General features: G+C 55.9%; 16 protein-coding genes. 12 read left to right on the top strand and 4 right to left on the bottom strand.

The window, feature by feature from the left end:
- Nucleotides 1-257 precede the first annotated feature (257 nt).
- Nucleotides 258-1,889, bottom strand: a complete 1,632-nt coding sequence (cueO, locus tag AC3RPL_RS16775; protein WP_490740885.1) for a multicopper oxidase CueO — start codon at nucleotides 1,887-1,889, stop codon at nucleotides 258-260.
- A gap of 197 nt (nucleotides 1,890-2,086) precedes the next feature.
- Between cueO and AC3RPL_RS16780 the strand changes: the two genes are divergently transcribed.
- The 3 genes from AC3RPL_RS16780 to speD all read left to right on the top strand — a co-directional run bounded on the left by AC3RPL_RS16780 (nucleotide 2,087) and on the right by speD (nucleotide 4,227).
- On the top strand, nucleotides 2,087-2,434 hold the full coding sequence (locus AC3RPL_RS16780; protein ID WP_490740886.1) for a YacC family pilotin-like protein: 348 nt from the start codon (nucleotides 2,087-2,089) through the stop codon (nucleotides 2,432-2,434).
- Between the two features lie 108 nt (nucleotides 2,435-2,542).
- Nucleotides 2,543-3,400 carry a polyamine aminopropyltransferase gene (gene speE, locus AC3RPL_RS16785; RefSeq protein ID WP_261643963.1) on the top strand — a complete coding sequence of 286 codons (858 nt, stop codon included), beginning with the start codon at nucleotides 2,543-2,545 and terminating at the stop codon, nucleotides 3,398-3,400.
- A gap of 17 nt (nucleotides 3,401-3,417) precedes the next feature.
- Nucleotides 3,418-4,227, top strand: coding sequence for an adenosylmethionine decarboxylase (gene speD, locus AC3RPL_RS16790; protein WP_034937207.1), 810 nt, complete (start codon nucleotides 3,418-3,420; stop codon nucleotides 4,225-4,227).
- Between the two features lie 45 nt (nucleotides 4,228-4,272).
- Here the strand turns inward: speD and AC3RPL_RS16795 are convergent, their stop codons facing one another.
- The 3 genes from AC3RPL_RS16795 to dtnK are packed head-to-tail and all read right to left on the bottom strand — an operon-like array spanning nucleotide 4,273 to nucleotide 7,330.
- A complete protein-coding gene (locus tag AC3RPL_RS16795) occupies nucleotides 4,273-5,037 on the bottom strand; it encodes a DeoR/GlpR family DNA-binding transcription regulator (protein ID WP_261643966.1) in 765 nt (254 codons plus the stop codon).
- A 6-nt stretch (nucleotides 5,038-5,043) separates the two neighbouring features.
- Entirely contained in the window at nucleotides 5,044-6,024 is a 981-nt protein-coding gene (locus AC3RPL_RS16800; protein WP_034937203.1) for a D-threonate 4-phosphate dehydrogenase, read from the bottom strand.
- Nucleotides 6,017-7,330: a D-threonate kinase gene (gene dtnK, locus AC3RPL_RS16805; protein ID WP_490740887.1), complete on the bottom strand. Its 1,314-nt coding sequence runs from the start codon at nucleotides 7,328-7,330 to the stop codon at nucleotides 6,017-6,019. Before dtnK ends, AC3RPL_RS16800 begins: the two co-directional genes overlap by 8 nt.
- A gap of 200 nt (nucleotides 7,331-7,530) precedes the next feature.
- Between dtnK and AC3RPL_RS16810 the strand changes: the two genes are divergently transcribed.
- From AC3RPL_RS16810 to AC3RPL_RS16850, 9 genes are all read left to right on the top strand, one after another.
- Complete coding sequence (locus AC3RPL_RS16810; RefSeq protein ID WP_490740888.1) at nucleotides 7,531-8,679, top strand: iron-containing alcohol dehydrogenase; 1,149 nt, start codon at nucleotides 7,531-7,533, stop codon at nucleotides 8,677-8,679.
- A 16-nt stretch (nucleotides 8,680-8,695) separates the two neighbouring features.
- Nucleotides 8,696-9,580, top strand: a complete 885-nt coding sequence (locus tag AC3RPL_RS16815) for a dihydrodipicolinate synthase family protein (protein WP_490740889.1) — start codon at nucleotides 8,696-8,698, stop codon at nucleotides 9,578-9,580.
- A gap of 41 nt (nucleotides 9,581-9,621) precedes the next feature.
- The gene (locus tag AC3RPL_RS16820) at nucleotides 9,622-10,572 is read left to right on the top strand and encodes a phosphoglycerate dehydrogenase (protein ID WP_490740890.1); all 951 of its coding nucleotides are present in this window, start codon (nucleotides 9,622-9,624) and stop codon (nucleotides 10,570-10,572) included.
- An 83-nt stretch (nucleotides 10,573-10,655) separates the two neighbouring features.
- Nucleotides 10,656-11,975 (top strand): MFS transporter, encoded by a 1,320-nt coding sequence (locus tag AC3RPL_RS16825; RefSeq protein ID WP_490740891.1) that lies wholly within the window; start codon nucleotides 10,656-10,658, stop codon nucleotides 11,973-11,975.
- 180 nt (nucleotides 11,976-12,155) lie between these two features.
- Entirely contained in the window at nucleotides 12,156-13,571 is a 1,416-nt protein-coding gene (locus AC3RPL_RS16830; RefSeq protein ID WP_490740892.1) for a sodium:solute symporter family protein, read from the top strand.
- Nucleotides 13,571-14,758 carry a sialidase family protein gene (locus AC3RPL_RS16835; RefSeq protein WP_490740893.1) on the top strand — a complete coding sequence of 396 codons (1,188 nt, stop codon included), beginning with the start codon at nucleotides 13,571-13,573 and terminating at the stop codon, nucleotides 14,756-14,758. Before AC3RPL_RS16830 ends, AC3RPL_RS16835 begins: the two co-directional genes overlap by 1 nt.
- Nucleotides 14,755-15,231, top strand: a complete 477-nt coding sequence (locus tag AC3RPL_RS16840) for a NanQ anomerase/TabA/YiaL family protein (protein WP_490740894.1) — start codon at nucleotides 14,755-14,757, stop codon at nucleotides 15,229-15,231. Before AC3RPL_RS16835 ends, AC3RPL_RS16840 begins: the two co-directional genes overlap by 4 nt.
- Entirely contained in the window at nucleotides 15,228-15,905 is a 678-nt protein-coding gene (locus AC3RPL_RS16845) for an SDR family NAD(P)-dependent oxidoreductase (RefSeq protein ID WP_490740895.1), read from the top strand. The genes AC3RPL_RS16840 and AC3RPL_RS16845 overlap by 4 nt, the downstream gene beginning before the upstream one ends.
- A 277-nt stretch (nucleotides 15,906-16,182) precedes the next feature.
- On the top strand, nucleotides 16,183-17,475 hold the full coding sequence (locus AC3RPL_RS16850) for a glycoside hydrolase family 28 protein (RefSeq protein ID WP_490740896.1): 1,293 nt from the start codon (nucleotides 16,183-16,185) through the stop codon (nucleotides 17,473-17,475).
- Nucleotides 17,476-17,925 lie beyond the last annotated feature (450 nt).

A 17,925-nucleotide genomic window follows, 5' to 3' on the forward strand; every position in this document is an offset into this window, starting at 1 on the left:
GGTTTATCCCCGCTCACGCGGGGAACACGCCCTGTTTGCGTCATGCTGGCTAATTCCCACCGGTTTATCCCCGCTCGCGCGGGGAACACTCTAAAATTAAGCTATTGTTTTATAAACACAATCAGAGCAGCGAAAAATCTACCCGAATTTTCAGCCGGTTCAGCCTGCCGACTACCGAACGTCCGGTCATGGAAAATTCATCACCCCTTGCCGGCCTTGCTGACAAACATGCAAATGCACCCAGCCCCACAAACCCGTTAACCACTCACCGTAAAACCAAGCATCATGCCCGTATCTTCATGTTCCAGCAGATGGCAGTGGGCCATGTAAGCCTGATCCTGACCGGCAGGGTGATTGAAACTCACCAGCACTTCGCTGCGCCCCCCTTCAACCCGCACCATATCTTTCCAGCCACGACGATGTGGCGCTGGCGGTTTGCCATTTTCCGAAATAATACGAAACTGCGTGCCGTGAATATGGAAAGGATGCAGCATCTGATCACCCTCGCCGGAAATGATCCACTTCTCCACAACACCCTGTTTTACATCAAATGATGGCCGGTCCATATCAAAAGCAACGCCATTGATTTTGTTACCGTTATGGAAATCATATGCGCTGGCAGATGGCTTATCATGTTCCATTCCCGGCATTGAATCGTGCTCCATGCCTGCCATTGAACCGTGCCCTTTTTCACCACCCGACATCGCAGACGATTCCCCATCGCCGTTATCATCGGCGTCGCCACTCATATCGGCCATCGCGGCATGACCATACTTTTCCATCAGCGCCAGCATGCCGCGCCTGTCCAGCTCAGGGTCCATGGTCAGTTTCAACAGACGTGTGCTGACATCGTCATGCGAGGCTATGGCAGGCACCGCCACCAGCTTATCCGGCAGCGTACCACTGGCAAAAATCTGTAGCGGCTGGATGGTCAGCACCGGCAACGGTTGATCAAAAGGTGCCAGCGTCATTCCCATCTGCTGCACCGGTAGCGTTTGTAGATCAAAGGTTTTTCCATCATGGGTATCGATCAGTACTTCAAATCGCTCTCCGGGCAGCATCGGCAGTTCATTCAGTTTCACCGGTTCAGCCAGCAGCCCGCCATCACTGCCAATCACATACAGCGGTCGGCCGTCGCTGGCAGTCAGGTTCAGCGAACGGGCGTTACAACCATTCAGTAACCGTAACCGCAACCAGCCACGCGGCACGGCATGTACCGGATAAATCGCCCCGTTGGTCAGCATGGTTTTACCGAACCAGCCCACCGCCGCGCTCATTTCGTCAAGCTGATAGTCAATCCTACTGCCATCCTCGCTCAGCCGCTTGTCCTGCAAAATGACCGGGATATCATCCACGCCCCAAATCTTCGGCAACAGCAGCTTTTCACTCTCCTCATCTTTTACCACCACCAACCCGGCCAGTCCCTGAGCGACCTGATAGCCGGTACGACCATGTTGATGTGGATGAAACCAGCAGGTAGCCGCAGGTTGATCCGGCGTAAAACTGACACTGCGAAACTCACCGGGCGCAATCAGCGCATGAGGCCCCCCATCCACCTCGCCGGGAACAGCCAGCCCGTGCCAGTGGACGGTGGTCGCTTCCGGCAATCTGTTATGCAGATTTACCGTTACGGGTTTATGCCGCTCCAAAGCAATTGCCGGTCCCAACAGCGCACCGTTATAGCCCCAGCTGACAACCGGTTTGCCCATCCACTGGCTCTGCCCCTGCTGTGCAGTGATGTTGATTAATCCTCGCGGGTCTGCGGTTAACAGGGTGGGCACAGGCAGACTGGAACGCGTCGTTTCCGCCATCAGTGAACGGCTCCACAATGGCAGCACACTGGCCGCAGCCATCGCAGTACTTAACTTAATAAAATCAAGGCGTTGCATCGCATTTTTCCTTAAACCGGCAATCTTTCAGAAGCCGCAGCATAACCCTTCCCCCAGCGGTAAGGTCAAGCCTGGCTGATGTTTTGCCACAGCCTTTGAAGAAAATACCCCATTACAGCCATTTCCCTGGCAAAATTGTCTGAAGCCCGGCAATAACTGTGTTAACGTCTGGCTATTACAACTGGTTGAGAACAATTATGAAGAAAAGCATCAAGGCTCTGTTGTTACTGGGTCTGTTTGGCTTCTCGTCGGCAAGTTTTGCGCTTAGCGAATCGGAAGCGGAAGATCTGGCGGATCTGACCGCTGTATTTGTCTATCTGAAGAATGACTGCGGCTATCGCAATCTGCCGGACGATCAGATCCGCCGGGCGCTGCTGTTTCTCGCGCAGCAGAATCGCTGGGATTTGAGTAATTACAGCAGCTACAACATGAAATCGTTGGGCGAAGACAGTTATAAAGATCTCAGTGGTATCGCCATTCCTAACGATATGAAATGCAAATCCCTGGCCCGTGACTCCCTCAGTCTGCTCGCTTACGTTAAATAATCCCGCAACAATGCCCGTCAGGTGATAATTTGACCGTGCAACCACGGTCAGAGTTAGCTATTATACTGCCCCATTTTTCGTGGCTATTTTCCTCAGGAGAGCCTCATCATGGCTGAAAAGGACAGGTGGTATGAAACGCTTCATACCGGTTTCGGGCAGTATTTCTCTGTCGACAACGTGCTGTACCGTGAGCAAACCGACCATCAGGATCTGATCATTTTTGAAAATGCCGCGCTGGGCCGTGTTATGGCGCTGGATGGCGTGGTGCAAACTACCGAGCGCGACGAGTTTATCTATCACGAGATGATGACCCACGTCCCGCTGCTGGCGCACGGCAACCCTGAACGGGTGTTGATCATCGGCGGCGGCGACGGTGCCATGCTACGTGAAGTCAGCCGCCATAAAACGGTTAAACAGATAACGATGGTGGAAATTGACGCAGGCGTGGTGACGTTCTGTCAGCAATATCTCCCCAACCACAGCGCAGGTGCTTATCAGGATCCCCGCCTTAATCTGGTGATTGACGATGGTGTTAACTTTGTCCGCACCTGTAGCGACAAGTTTGATGTGATTATCTCTGACTGCACCGATCCTGTTGGACCGGGTGAAAGCCTCTTCACCTCGGCGTTTTATCAGGGATGCCACCGCTGCCTTAATGAAAATGGCATTTTCGTGGCGCAGAATGGCGTGTGTTTCCTGCAACAGGATGAAGCAGTTAACAGCCATCGCAAACTGAGTCACTACTTCCGCGATGTCAGTTTTTACCAGGCTGCAATCCCGACTTACTACGGCGGCATCATGACCTTTGCCTGGGCCAGCGACAATTCTTCGCTCCGCCAGCTGGATAGCGCAACATTACAGGCCCGTTATGCTGCAACCGGCCTGAGCTGCCGTTATTACAATCCGGCTATCCATACTGGCAGTTTTTCCCTGCCGCAATATCTGTTAAATGCACTGGCTGACTGACTAGGGGGTGAACAAAATTGCAAAAGCTTAAACTACATGGCTTCAACAACCTGACAAAAAGCCTGAGTTTTTGTATCTACGATATCTGTTATGCCAGTTCCGATGCGGAACGTGACGGATATATTGCGTACATTGATGAGCAATACAATGCCAACCGCCTGACGGAGATCCTCAGCGAAACCTGCTCGATCATTGGCGCAAACGTGCTGAATATTGCCCGACAGGATTATGAGCCACAGGGGGCCAGCGTTACCATTCTGGTCAGTGAAGAACCGGTTGATCCGAAAGACATCGACACCTCAGAACACCCCGGCCCGCTGCCCAACTCGGTGGTAGCGCACCTGGATAAAAGCCATATTTGTGTTCATACCTACCCGGAAAGCCATCCTGAAGGCGGCCTTTGCACCTTTCGCGCCGATATTGAAGTCTCCACCTGTGGGGTTATCTCACCGCTGAAGGCGCTGAACTACCTGATCCACCAGCTGGAATCCGACATCGTCACCATCGATTACCGGGTGCGTGGCTTTACCCGCGATGTGAACGGCGTGAAGCACTATATCGATCATCAAATCAATTCGATTCAGAATTTTATGTCGGAAGACATGAAGTCGATGTACGACATGGTGGATGTGAACGTTTATCAGGAGAACATCTTTCACACCAAGATGCTGCTTAAAGAGTTCGATCTGAAACACTATCTGTTCAACACCCGACCTGAAGAGTTGAGCCAGCAGGAACATAAAAGAATCACCGACCTGCTGTGGAAAGAGATGCGTGAAATCTATTACGGGCGCAATATCCCGTCAGTCGGGGCAAAGGCACCTTAACATGCTACCCCAGAGGGCGGTCTGCGGATCGCCCTTTTTTTGCTCTCAGGACTGAGTAAGCCGCAAGTTGAATGGTTGATCGCTCAGCTGGCTCTGTACCTCTTCTGCCAGATGGCAGTCGGTAACGATATCCGTAAGATTTTGCAGCGGCGTGGCACAAAACAGCGACCATGAGCCATATTTACTGCTGTCGGCCAGCAGCACCCGGCGACGGGCATTGACCAGCAGATCCTCTTTCAGCCCGGCTTTTTCTTCCGTCGGCGTGGTTATCCCCCTCTCCAGACTCCAGGAATTGCAGCTGACAAAGGCCACGTCAGGATAGAGATTGCGTAACAGCCTGCGACCGTGCTCGCCCACGCAGGACTGGCTGGAATCATCAATACGCCCACCGATAATCGTCACTTCAATCTGCTTGAATTCAGAAAGGAACAGCGCGATATGCAGATCGGCGGTGATCACCCGCAGCGGTAGATGCGTCAGCTGACGCGCCAGTTCCATCATCGTGGTTCCGGCATCCAGCACCACCGCATCGCCTGAACTGACCATGCTTGCCGCCGCACGGGCAATCGCCTGCTTTTCAACCAGATTGCGCTGCATTTTCTCAAGCGTGGTGGGCTGAGCAGGAATAAAACGGTTAAGCGTTACCCCGCCATGCGAACGGCTGATCACGCCTTCAAGATCGAGTTTGATTAAATCCCGCCGGATAGTGGCCGGTGACGCTTCAATGGCAGCCACCAGCTGATCGACGGTGACCAGATTATGACTTTTCAGAAAGTCCATAATCTGGTCGAGGCGACTTTGTCCCTTCATATATCCCTATGCGAGCTGCATCGCTAGCTGAATGGAAATCGCCATGCTCTCAGACTTCGCTTTACCTGTCCAGGCAATATCAAACGCCGTGCCGTGGTCGGCAGAAGTACGAATAAACGGCAGCCCGGCAGTGATATTTACCCCATCGTAGAAGCCCAGTAGCTTCAGCGGAATGTGTCCCTGATCGTGATACATCGCCACCACTATGTCGTACTGGCCTTCATAGCATTGCAGGAAAACCGTATCCGGCGGGCAGGGTCCGGTGACATTCAGCCCCTGCGCTTTCATCTTCTCAACGGACGGCCCGACGATTTTGATCTCCTCATCGCCAAACAGGCCATTTTCACCGGCATGTGGATTCACCCCGGCCACCGCAATACGCGGATTTGTATAGCCCACGCGCCTGAGGAAGGTATCTGCCATCGCGGTGACCGTTTCCACCCGCTCGCCGTTCAGTGTGTCCAGGAACTTACGCAGCGCAATGTGCGTGGTGACATGGATCACCTTCAGTCGGTCGGTGTAAAGCACCATCGCATAATCTTTGCTGTCGGTGAGTTTCGCCAGCAGTTCGGTATGGCCGGGGTAGAGATGTCCGGCGGCGTGCAGCGCCTCTTTGTTCAGTGGCGCGGTGGCGATAGCATGAACCTCGCCCGCCATCGCCAGCTCCGTGGCTCTTTTCACACAGCGGAAAGCCAGATCGCCCGCCGCAACCTGCACCACACCGGGCTTCAGCGCCTGCGGTTCGGCCAGCGGTTCGTCAATCACGTTAATGATCCCCGGCGCAAAACGGGCCTCCGCCACGCGGTTCAGCACGCGTATTTCCGCCTGGGGCGTAATGCCCATACCGAGCACCCGCCGCAGCGTACTGGCACACCCTACTACCACCGCCGTTGCACCTGACAGCTCTCCTTCCGCCAGAGATTTGATGATAATTTCCGGGCCAATACCCGCCGGATCGCCCATGGTAACCGCAATAATTTTACTCACCCGCCTTCTCCTCAATAAAACGAAAAACTTCTACCAGGGTGTTGTCATCACCAAAACCGCCAGCCTTCGTCAGCACCAGCAGGTCGTTTTTACCGTTTAGCAGTTGTCCCCAGGGAACGCAGTCCGCCACCTGGCCGGCAACGCAAAAACCGTTTGCGCCCAGCCCGCTGGCCACCGCAATCGCCACATCACCGCCGGAAAGATACAGCCCGGCAGGCTGAACCTCTGCCAGTACCGCGCGGGTCAGTCCGGCAAGAAAAGTACAAATCTGCTCGCCCAGTTGACGACGGCTCAGGCCATATTGCTGACAGAGCGCCGCGATATCATGCCGCTGGCTGGCCTGCTGGCAGGTGCGGATAACACAGTGCTGACCGCGTTGCAGCGCCGTGACCGCCTGCTGTCGCCAGAGCCCCTCATCGGTGCTGGCGCTCAAAATCTGCCGGACGCTGATATCAATCAGACACAGCGAAAAGTGCTGTTGCAGGCGGGCAATTTGTCGGCTGCCCAACTCACTCATAGAGCCGGTCACGGCCAGCGCCGCTGGCCTGACACTGACCGGCGCAGGGCGTAGAGCAGCCCTCTGCCCCTCTCCGGCCAGGTGTGCGCTCAGCGCATCGCTCAGCCCGGCCGCGCCGACCAGCAGTGGTCGCACCGCGAGTGCCGCCGCCGCCTGAACAATGTGCTGCAAATCTGACGGCTGCTCGGCATCAAGAACAATCAGCCGCTGACCGTCTGCTATCGCCGCCGCAAGATGCGCCGTCAGGTCTGGCTGGCGCACCACCTCCAGCGGCAGCAGGCCACCTTTTAACGCGCTCTGCTGCTGTAATCGTGCCAGCACGCAGGCCTCGCTGACCGGGGTTTGCGGATCGCTGGCGTATTCCGTTTCGGTCAACCGGTGACCGTCGATATAGCACACCCCCTGCCGGGTGATGCGACCCAGTTTGGGCACCGCCGGCACCACCAGCGCCGCTGGGGCTGTACTGGCCAGCAGCGCGGCCTCGACTTCCGCACCGGGATTACCGCGCAGCGTGGAGTCAATTTTCTTGAAGATCCAGCCGTTGCGCGCCAGCTCTGCCTGCCGTGCCACCGCCTGCCGGGTGCGTTGGGCCGCCTCGTCGGCAGTGCAGGCGCGGCTGTCGGTATTAATCACCCAGACATCCGCTTCCAGCCCGTCTGTCTCCGCCGATGCGTTGAACAGCACGTTAACTCGCGCACCGGCCCCCGCCATGGCGCTTCCGGCATCATTTGCCCCGGTGAAATCATCCGCCACCGCCAGTACCGGCTCTTTCCACTGCAAGGGCGTCATCGCATCTCCTGCCATTTATCACGGGAAGCCATCTCCCCTGCTGGTAATGATTATATTCAATCATAATTGATTATATGTGAGCAAATTCAAATTAATCGAAATCAATTTACCCTATAAAATTAAGCATGGACCGCAAGGCATTGCGGAGAAATGAGCAAATACAATCAATTCTGCTTCGCAGGCAGATAAAGGTATGGCAAATGAATATCAACAGCACCGTAATCAGTGGCTATCAGACTCTTCATGACATTGGCTGGCTGTTGCAGGATGTACAACACGTCCTGCTGGTGACAGATAAAAACATCGTCGGCATCCCGGCAGTAAGGGCGCTGACTGACCAGCTGAGCGACAGGGTTGCCACGCTGAGCCGGGTTGATACGGTGCCTCCGGAACCGAGCCAGCATGATGTGGCGGCGATCGTCAGTGCATTGGATACGCAGGGTATCGATCTGGTGATCGGCGTGGGTGGCGGCAGCGTACTGGACGTGGCCAAACTGCTGTCGGTGCTCTGCGTGGAGAACCCGCCGACGCTGGATGCCTTGCTGGAGGGCGAGAAACCCCAGCGCCGAACCGCTTCGCTGCTTATTCCCACCACCGCAGGAACCGGCTCTGAAGCCACACCCAATGCCATTCTCGCCATCCCTGAAAAGGAAACCAAGGTAGGGATTATCTCGCCGGTGATGTTGCCTGACTATGTGGTGCTGGCACCGGAGCTGACCACCAGTATGCCCGCCCATATTGCCTCTTCTACCGGTATTGATGCGTTGTGCCATCTGATTGAGTGCTTCACCGCCACCGTCGCCAATCCGGTCAGCGATAACTATGCGCTGATGGGGCTGCAAAAGCTGTTTAACAGTCTGGAAAAAACGGTAGCGGAACCGGGTAATCTGGCGGCCAGGCTGGATATGCTGTGGGCATCGTATTACGGCGGTGCCGCTATTGCCCATGCCGGAACGCATCTGGTGCACGCCATGTCCTATCCGCTTGGCGGCAAATATCACATTCCACACGGCGTGGCGAATGCCATCCTGCTGGCACCCTGTATGCGGTTTGTGCGTCCGGCGGCGGTCAGCAAATTTGCCCAGGCTTATCAGCTGCTGCCAGAGGCCGATCTCAGCCTGAGTGAAGAACAGCAGTCCCACGCGCTGGTGGATTATTTCACCGCACTGGTTAAACGCCTGCACCTTCCGGCCAGCCTGGACGAACTGGGTATCGGCGCGGACCACCTTCCCGGCCTGGTTGATGCCGCACTTGGCGTCCAGCGCCTGATGAAAAACGTACCCGCCCCGGTCAGCGCCGACGATGTTCGCGAAGTCTATCTGACGCTGTTTCCGGCGCTACACGCTTAACGATTACGAGGACACTATGAGTAAAAAAATATCCGGCGTACTGACCGCCATCGTGACCCCTTTTACCGCCGAAGGCGACTACCACGACGCCGCCATGCGTAAGCAGATTCAGCGCCAGCTGGCGGCGGGTAACGGTATTTTCTGCGGCGGCACCAACGGTGAGTTCTTTGTGCTGAACAGTGAAGAAAAGCTGGCCGTCGCCAGAACCTGCGTCGAGGAAGTTGCGGGTCGCGCCCCGGTTGTTGCACACATCGGTGAGATTTCCACCCGTGAAACACTTCGTCTCGGTAAGCAGGTGGCCGCCACCGGGGTGGACGCGGTTTCTGCTATCACGCCGTGGTTTGTGCCGCTCAGTCAGCAGGAACTGATCGCCCATTACCATGAGGTCGCCGATGCGCTGACCGTGCCGCTGTTTCTCTACAACATTCCGGCGCGTACCGGCAACACGCTGCAACCTGAGACGGTGCGTGAACTGGCCGCCCACCCCAATATCGTCGGCATTAAGGACAGCGCGGGCAGTTATGACAGCCTGAGCGGGTTCCTCCGCGCCGCCGAAGGCCTCGACAACTTTGACGTGCTGAACGGTCCGGATTCACTGATTCATCAGGGATTTGTGGACGGCTGCTCCGCCTGTATTTCCGGGCTGGCTAACGTTGCACCCAACGAGATCAACGCCATCTGGGCGCGGTTCCACGCGGGTGATATCGACGGTTCGCGCCGGGCGCAGGAAAACGTCACCGGTCTGAGAACCGATCTCTACAGCGTCGGCTTCTCGCCCGCAGCGGTGAAAAAAGCGGTGGCGCTGATGGGCCATGAGGTGGGTGAAAGCCGCTATGCCGTGCGCTTCAGCACGGAGCAGGAGCAGCGCATCCGCCAGATCGTTAATCAATACACTCACTAATTGGTGGTGGCGCTGTCTGGCGCCATCACGGGATACGTAAAATGAAAGTGATTTGTACCTCTCCTTCATTCGCCAGATACGACAGCCAGCCAATCGAAGCCTTACAACAACAGGGGTTCGAGCTGGTGATGCTGCCTGCCGACGCCCCGCTGAGCGCACTGGAGCCGCATCTGACCGATACCGTGGCGATGATTGTCGCCTTCACCGAGGTGAATGCCGCGTTACTGGCGAAGGCTCCCCGGCTGGCCATCGTCTGCAAACACGGTGTGGGGGTTGATAACATCGATCTGACGGCCTGCAAATCCCGTGGAATTTATGTCACCAACGTGCCGGATGCGAACAAACATGCGGTGGCCGACTTTGCCTTCGCGCTAATCCTCAATGCTGCCCGCCAGGTGACGCAGGCCTGTATCGCCACCCGTGCCGGAGAGTGGCCGCGCCTTTTCGCCACCGATGTGTATGGCAAAACGCTGGGGATTGTCGGCCTCGGCAATATCGGCAAGCAGGTGGCGCTGCGAGCCAGTGGTTTCAGTATGCGCGTACTGGCCTTTGATTTTTATCCGGATACGCAATTTGCTGCCGCGCACAACATTGAGTTTGTCTCGCTGGCTCAACTGACGGCGCAAAGCGACTTTATTACCCTGCACACGCCCCTGACTGAACAAACGCGGGATCTGTTCGATGCGGCAAGGATCGCACAGATGAAAAAATCTGCCTTTCTGATCAACGTGTCGCGTGGCGGCGTGGTCAATGAAAGCGACCTGTTTAATGCGCTGAACGACCGGATGATCGCCGGTGCCGCCGCAGACGTTTTTGACCACGAACCGCTGACCACACATCCGCTGTTCTCGCTGAATAACTTTATTCCCACGCCACATATTGCCGGCTACACCGATGGGGCAATCAGTGCCATCGGCGATCGCTGTGTGCAGCAGATTGTGCAGTGTGTCAGAGCACAGCAACAGCCGGTCAACGTGATGAATGCACTGTAATCAGGGCCGGGGCGTCGTTGCCGCCCCGATAAAGAGAGCTGGACGGTGATCCAGCCTGGAACAACGCTTACCGGGGTCTGACGATGAATACTCATGCTGGAAACACCCGCATCCGCTGGTGGATTGCAGGTCTGATGTGGCTGGCGATTGCCATCAATTATATCGACCGCACCGTACTGTCAGCGGCCGCGCCGCATCTGATTGATGAACTGAAACTCAGCCCGGAAATGATGGGCTTTATCATGGCGGCATTCTTCTGGTCCTATTCCCTGCTACAGATCCCGGCGGGTTGGTTTGCCGACCGTTTCGGTCAGAAAAAAGGGCTGGGCCTCGCGGTAGCCTGGTGGTCCATCGCCACCTCAGCAATGGGGCTGGCAACCGGGTTTAAATCGCTTCTGGCGCTGCGCCTCGCGCTCGGCGTCGGTGAGGCCGCCGCCTATCCCAGTAACGCCGGTATCACCGCCCGTTGGTTTCCGGATAAAGAACGCGCCACCGTTTCCGGCCTGTTCGACAGCGCCTCAAAATTTGGTGGCGCGGTGGCAATGCCGCTGATCGTCTGGATGATCTACATGTTCGACTGGCGGCTGACCTTTCTGATTATCGGCGGCGTCGGGCTGTTATGGGTCATCGCCTGGTATCTGATTTACGCTGAAAACCCGGAAGATCATCAACGTATCAGCAAACAGGAAGTCAGCCTGATCCGCGAAGGTCAGGCGCGCAGGCACGGTGAAAAAGGCGTCCTGCCGATGAAATGGTACAAACTGCTGCGCTACCGCAACATACAGGCAATGTGTATCGGCTTTTTCACCATCAATTACACCTCCTATTTCTTTATCACCTGGCTACCCACTTACCTGGTGAAAGAGAAAGGTATGGATTTTATCAAGATGGGGATGATTGCCGCCCTGCCGCTGCTGTGCGGCATGGTGATTGAAGTCGCCGCAGGCTGGGCATCAGACCGTATGGTGCACCGCAAAGTCTTGTCGCTGACTGCCACCCGCAAACTGTTTCTGACTGTCGGTCTGCTGATGGCGCTGTGCATTGGCTTTGCACCTTTTACCGACTCAGTGGCAATGACCGTATTCCTGCTCTGCGTGGCGAAGTCAGGAACCACCGTGGCCGCATCGCAGGTATGGGCGCTGCCAGGCGACGTGGCCCCGAAAAACAGCGTCTCCGTGGTCGCCGGGCTGCAAAACACCGTCTCCAATCTGGGCGGCGCAATCGGGCCCATCGTTACCGGAGCCATCGTTGCCGCGACCGGCTCCTTCAACTGGGCACTGATTTTCTCTGCCGGACTGGTAGTGATTGGCATCCTTAATTATCTGTTTTTAATGGGGAAAGTAGAACCCATCTCCAGCGAAGACACATTAAAGGCGCGGCAGGTATCGATGGGCCGCGCGTAGCAAAACAAGGGCAGACACAGGCTGGCTGCCCGCACACCTTTAACCCTGTATCACCGTTAACGCTGCTGGCCGGCGGGCTGTCCCGCCCTGCCTGTGGTTCCGTTTCACTTTACCTTAACCCTGCAAGGCGCGGACAGAACCACAAGGTCGGCGCGCCCTGACCGATAGTGAGGCATTACGATGAAAGAGTTTTCCTCCTCAGGCACGATGATCATCATCGGGATGGTGGTGGCCTACATTCTGTTCACCACCTGGCTGACTTACCGTTTACGCAGTAAGAGCTCCGGCGATTTTATGGAAGGTTCACGGGCGATGCCGGCCTTTATCGTCGGCATTATGCTGATGTCTGAATATATCGGTGCCAAGTCCACCATTGGCACCGCGCAGGCCGCGTTTGAAGATGGCTTTGCCGCCTCATGGTCGGTGATTGGCGCGGCGATTGGCTTCCCGATTTTCGGGCTGCTGCTGGTAAAACGCATCTACAATACCGGCAAAATCACCATCTCCGGCGCGGTGGCGGAGAAGTACGGCAGTACCACCAAAAACATCATTTCGCTGATTATGATTTATGCCCTGCTGCTGGTGAACGTGGGGAATTACGTCAGCGGCGCAGCCGCCATCTCTACCGTGCTGAAAGTTAACCTGCCGGTGGCCGCCTTTATCACCGCTGTAGTCAGCACCTTCTACTTTGCCTTTGGCGGCATGAAAGGCATGGCGTGGGTGACTATGCTGCACAGTGCGTTGAAATACATTGGTATTCTGATAATCCTCGGCGTGGCGCTGAAAATGACCGGGGGGATTACGCCGATGGTGCAGAAGATGCCGGACTTCTACTGGACCTGGGACGGCCACGTTGGTGCCAGCACCATTGTCGCCTGGTTAATTGGGACCATCGGGTCGATTTTCTGTACCCAGTTTGTCATCCAGGCGATCTCCTCAACCAAAAGCCCGGCTGCCGCCCGCCGCGCCACCTGGGTCGCCTTTTTCTTCTGCCTGCCCATCGGCATTGCCATTGCGGTGATTGGCGTGGCGGCAAAATATCTACATCCTGACATTAAAAGCCTCTATGCTCTGCCGGTGTTTTTACAGGATATGAGTCCATGGCTGGCCGGGATTGTCACCACCTCGCTGGTGGCCTCGATTTTTGTCAGCGTCGGCACCGTGGCACTGGCCATCGCCTCGTTGATCGTCAAAGATTTCTACGTCCCTTACCGTAATCCCACCCCGGAGCGGGAGTTCAAAATGACCCGCCTGCTGTCGCTGGTGATTGGTTTCGCACCGCTGATCTTCGTGCTGTTCGTGCCGGAAGTGCTGAAACTCTCCTTCTTTACCCGCGCTATTCGCCTGTCAATTTCCGTGGTCGCGATTATCGCCTTCTATCTGCCGATGTTTAAAAGCGCCCGTGGTGCAAACTGGGGACTGATTGGTGCCTGTGTGGCCACCTCGGTGTGGTTCCTGCTGGGCGACCCTTTTGGCATCAACAATATGTATATCGCCCTGATTACCCCGGCGGTGATTATGGCGATTGACCACCTGATACCCGGTCGGGAAAAAAGTAAGAAAGCCAACAACAATTTGCAAAAAAGTGGAGCGTAATGATGATGGATAACGTAACCGTCGAGCGTGATGGCCTGGTACACCCGGCCGGTGACAGCCAGTTACAGGTCGCGATGCTACCCTCCCCCTGCCCGCAGAACCATGCAGCCAACCTGCTGCCGCTGCCGGATGGCGATCTGCTCTGCTGCTGGTTTGGCGGCACCCAGGAAGGCATTGCCGATATCTCCATCTGGTGTTCGCGTCTGGCAAAAGGCAGCCAGCGCTGGAGCGAACCACAAAAACTGTCGGAGGACGACAGCCGTTCAGAGCAGAACCCCGTACTGTTTCTGGCACCGGATAACATTCTGTGGCTGATGTACACCGCCCAGAAATCGGGCAATCAGGACACCGCCATCGTTCGCTATCGTCAGTCGGCTGACTTTGGTCACAGCTGGGGGCCGATAGCCACGCTGCTGGACAGGCCCGGTACTTTTATCCGCCAGCCGGTAGTCGTGCTGCCAAATGGTAACTGGCTGCTGCCGGTGTTTTACTGCACCACCCGTCCCGGTGAAAAATGGCTAGGGAATGACGATACCAGCGCGGTGAAAATTTCCTCAGACCAGGGAAAAACCTGGCGCGATGTGGCGGTGCCGGAGAGCACCGGTTGTGTGCATATGAATGTCACTCTGCTGAACGATGGCTCGCTGCTGGCGCTGTTCCGCAGCCGCTGGGCTGACCATATCTGGCTCAGCCGTTCATACGATAATGGTGAAAGCTGGTCTGCACCGCAGCCCACCGAACTGCCGAATAACAATTCTTCTATTCAGGTCACCACGCTTGCTGACGGCTCACTGGCGCTGGTCTTCAACGCCATGAGCGCCGAAGGTGCCAGCGAGCGGCGTCTGTCACTGTATGATGAAATTGAAGACGAAGACGACGTTGCCACTGCGGAACCGGTCGCCCACAGCGGCAAAACCGCCTTCTGGGGGGCACCACGCGCGCCGATGACGCTGGCCATTTCGAAAGATGGCGGTAACAGCTGGCCGTGGCAGCGCAATCTTGATGAGGGGGATGGCTACTGTATGACCAATAATTCGCAGCAAAAGCTGAACCGCGAGTTCTCCTATCCCAGCATTAAACAGGGCGTTAATGGTGAGCTGCATGTCGCGTACACTTATTTTCGTCAGGCGATTAAATACGTTTGTCTTCACGAAGAGTGGGTTACCGCTTCAGGAGAAACGCAATGATCACCGGCAATCTGAACCGTCTGTCGCTGGCAACCCTGCCCCCTTTGCTGCACGCGCTGCTTGCCAGACCTGAACACAGCCTGGCAGCGTTGCAGGCGCAGGATGATGGCCGCTTTCAGCCAGAGGGTGAAGACTGGTTTTACACCATCAGCATGGCGCAAACCGCCGCCGCTGAGACGCGCCATACCGAGTTTCATCGTCAGTATCTGGATATCCAGATCGTGCTGGACGGCAGCGAGACGGTTAATTTTTCCTGTGCCGACGCCCGTCAGCAGCAGGCAGAAGAAAAGAAACCTGATCTGTTTATCGTTGCCCAACCGCAGCTGCCGCATTCGCTGCGGCTTACCGCCGGGGATTTCGTGACGTTCTATCCCGGCGAGGCGCATCAGGCGCTGTGCGCCAGCGGTCAACCGGCTCCGGTGCGGAAAGCGGTATTTAAAATCCCCCTGACCCTGCTGGAGACGCCCTTATGAGCCGTCACGCCCTGGTCACCGGGGCCAGCTCCGGCATTGGGGCCGCCATCGTCGCCAGACTGCTCGACGAAGGCTGGACGGTCACCGGGCTGAGTCGCACTCCCGTCACGCTCAGTCATCCCCGTTTTTGCTCGCGGCCGGTTGATCTGCTGAATACCGATGCATTAAAACAGCTGCTGGCAACGCTGTCGCCGGTCGATGCGGTGGTCCATGCAGCGGGGATGATGAAGACGGCACCTCTCGGCGAACTTGATGCCGCAATCAGTCAACAGCTGTGGCAGTTGCATATTGCCGTGGCAGAGGTGCTGGCTAATCAGCTGGTGGCACAGCTACCGGGCGGTGGGCGCATTATTCTGATCGGCAGTCGGACCTCGCGCGGCGCAGCAGGACGTAGCCAGTACGTCAGCACCAAATCGGCGATGAAAGGCATGGTCAGGAGCTGGGCAGCAGAGCTGGCACCGCGTGGCATTACCGTCAATATCGTCGCGCCCGGTGCAACCGCCACGCCAATGCTGAGTATGCCTGGCCGGGAAAGCTCACCACCAACGCTGCCGCCCATCGGGCGCTATATTCAGCCGGAAGAGGTCGCCGGGCTGGTCAGCTTTCTGCTCTCCCCCGCCGCCGATGCCATCACCGGCCAGGAGATGGTAATCTGTGGCGGTGCCTCGCTGTAACGTCGGTTAAGATGCCGTGAGCTTTCCGGGCCATTGAGGCGTACAAAAAATCGGTACGGTGCGCCTTTATCTTTCCGACCTTTGAAAATGGCAGCAGATTCACTTCTCCTTTGCTGCTCGCTATCTGCCTGTTCCCTGAAATGTATTCACTTTGGGTTTTTATCCCCCTGGTCTTTAAGCGTTGCTAACCTCTGATCCTGAACAATTTATCGCCTGCCAGTGGATGATACTTTTGTGGCGGTTATCTTTTGTGGTTCATACACCTAAGGCAGAACTTATGGCGATTTTAAACATATCCGATTTTGGTGCAGTGCCTGATGCTTCTTCCCTTTCCACCCGGGCGATACAGGCTGCCATCGATCGGGCCTCGGCAGGCGATACGGTACTGATCCCCGCAGGCCGTTTTCTTACCGGCTCGCTTTTCCTGAAGAGTCATCTGACACTTAAACTGGCTGAAAACGCGGTACTGCTGGGTAGCCAGCAACTGGAAGATTATCCCCCGATCGCCACCCGCGTGGCCGGAATCGATATGACGTGGCCAGCCGGGATCATCAACATTAATCAGTGCCAGAATGTGACGCTCAGCGGTCCCGGCACCGTGGATGGTCAGGGTGCCATCTGGTGGCACAAATTCTGGGGAGAGGATGAAAATGGCGGGATGCTGGCGGAATACAACCAGCAGGACCTGCGTTGGGTTGTGGATTACGACTGTCAGCGTCCCCGCAATGTGGTGGTTTATCAGAGCCATTCCGTGGCGCTGGACAGCTTTACCTCCCGCGAGTCCGGCTTCTGGAATATTCACGTCTGCTATGCAAAACAGGTGGTGTTGCAGGGACTGCGGGTTGAGAATTCCGCCGGGCCCAGCACGGATGGCATTGATATTGATTCCAGCGAGCAGGTTCGCGTGCAGGGCTGTAGCGTGTCCTGTAACGATGACAATATCTGCATCAAATCCGGTCGGGGCGCAGAGGCACAACAGCTGGCGCGGACGGCCCGCGATATCACCATCCGCGACTGTCAATTGCTGAAAGGTTCCGGGATTACGCTCGGCAGCGAAACTTCTGGCGGAATCGAAAACATCATTATTGAGCACAATCGTTTTTCAGGCACCGGCGTCGGCTTTCGTATTAAGTCAGCTCGCAATCGCGGCGGCTGGATAAAAAACATTATTGTCCGTCATCTGACGATGGAGGATGTCTGCTATCCCTTTATGCTGCAACTGAACTGGTTTCCGCAGTACAGCTACAGCCAGCAATCTGCCGGAATAGAACAGCCCTCTCACTGGCGCAAACTCAGTCAAGGGGTGGAAGGTCTGGCAGGTCTGACAAAGGTAGAAAATATTCTGGTCTCCCATGTCATCAGCCGACTGACCAGGGCTGACGGATTTTCCCGCGCCTTTTTTATTGAGGGCGCAGTGGAGCAGCCGATTACCACGCTGCATTTCAGCCATATCAGCGTGCAGGCGCAGGAGTTTGGCAAAATTGCCGGGGTAAAAGATTTGATGTTTAACCAGGTCAGTGTGGATGCGCCCGCGATTACTCTGGCGGAAAATGACATCTATCATCGTTAGTGGTGTAGAGGGTGATATCCGGTTATCGATACCCCCACCCTCCGTCACTGGCTGCATGATTTAACTTCGCGGTTTATCGCAGTTGGTGAATACGCGCTCACGGTGTATCACCACGTCGTCCATTTCGGTTTATCCCCGCTCGCGCGGGGAACACTCTAAAACTAAATTACTGTTTTATAAGGCCAATTCAACAGGGAAAAAATCTACCGAATTTTAGTGGCAGATTAAGTCCGCAGATTACCAGAATTCATCACCGGCAAAATCCACAACTTTTCTTGCTGTCACTCTGACACAGTCAGACTTAACGCGGCTGTTTTTTCTTCAGTAACTAAAATTTACCTGGCCCTGATTACATAGTATTTCTGTGTTCGGGCAGGGACGAAAAACCTGTTGGCAATAAAGAGTGAAGCCAGCTCGCCACGGTTCACAGGATGCTTTTCCTGCTGATTG

It is taken from the genome of Erwinia papayae, from assembly GCF_058241465.1.

What these genes read in the sequence shown, in the direction of transcription:
- dtnK (WP_490740887.1), bottom strand. Translation starts at nt 7,330, where the DNA reads ATGACGCCCTTGCAGTGGAAAGAGCCGGTACTGGCGGTGGCGGATGAT.
- AC3RPL_RS16830 (WP_490740892.1), top strand. Translation starts at nt 12,156, where the DNA reads ATGAAAGAGTTTTCCTCCTCAGGCACGATGATCATCATCGGGATGGTG.
- AC3RPL_RS16850 (WP_490740896.1), top strand. Translation starts at nt 16,183, where the DNA reads ATGGCGATTTTAAACATATCCGATTTTGGTGCAGTGCCTGATGCTTCT.
- AC3RPL_RS16825 (WP_490740891.1), top strand. Translation starts at nt 10,656, where the DNA reads ATGAATACTCATGCTGGAAACACCCGCATCCGCTGGTGGATTGCAGGT.
- AC3RPL_RS16815 (WP_490740889.1), top strand. Translation starts at nt 8,696, where the DNA reads ATGAGTAAAAAAATATCCGGCGTACTGACCGCCATCGTGACCCCTTTT.
- AC3RPL_RS16795 (WP_261643966.1), bottom strand. Translation starts at nt 5,037, where the DNA reads ATGAAGGGACAAAGTCGCCTCGACCAGATTATGGACTTTCTGAAAAGT.
- AC3RPL_RS16810 (WP_490740888.1), top strand. Translation starts at nt 7,531, where the DNA reads ATGAATATCAACAGCACCGTAATCAGTGGCTATCAGACTCTTCATGAC.
- AC3RPL_RS16820 (WP_490740890.1), top strand. Translation starts at nt 9,622, where the DNA reads ATGAAAGTGATTTGTACCTCTCCTTCATTCGCCAGATACGACAGCCAG.
- AC3RPL_RS16845 (WP_490740895.1), top strand. Translation starts at nt 15,228, where the DNA reads ATGAGCCGTCACGCCCTGGTCACCGGGGCCAGCTCCGGCATTGGGGCC.
- AC3RPL_RS16835 (WP_490740893.1), top strand. Translation starts at nt 13,571, where the DNA reads ATGATGATGGATAACGTAACCGTCGAGCGTGATGGCCTGGTACACCCG.
- speE (WP_261643963.1), top strand. Translation starts at nt 2,543, where the DNA reads ATGGCTGAAAAGGACAGGTGGTATGAAACGCTTCATACCGGTTTCGGG.
- cueO (WP_490740885.1), bottom strand. Translation starts at nt 1,889, where the DNA reads ATGCAACGCCTTGATTTTATTAAGTTAAGTACTGCGATGGCTGCGGCC.
- AC3RPL_RS16840 (WP_490740894.1), top strand. Translation starts at nt 14,755, where the DNA reads ATGATCACCGGCAATCTGAACCGTCTGTCGCTGGCAACCCTGCCCCCT.
- AC3RPL_RS16780 (WP_490740886.1), top strand. Translation starts at nt 2,087, where the DNA reads ATGAAGAAAAGCATCAAGGCTCTGTTGTTACTGGGTCTGTTTGGCTTC.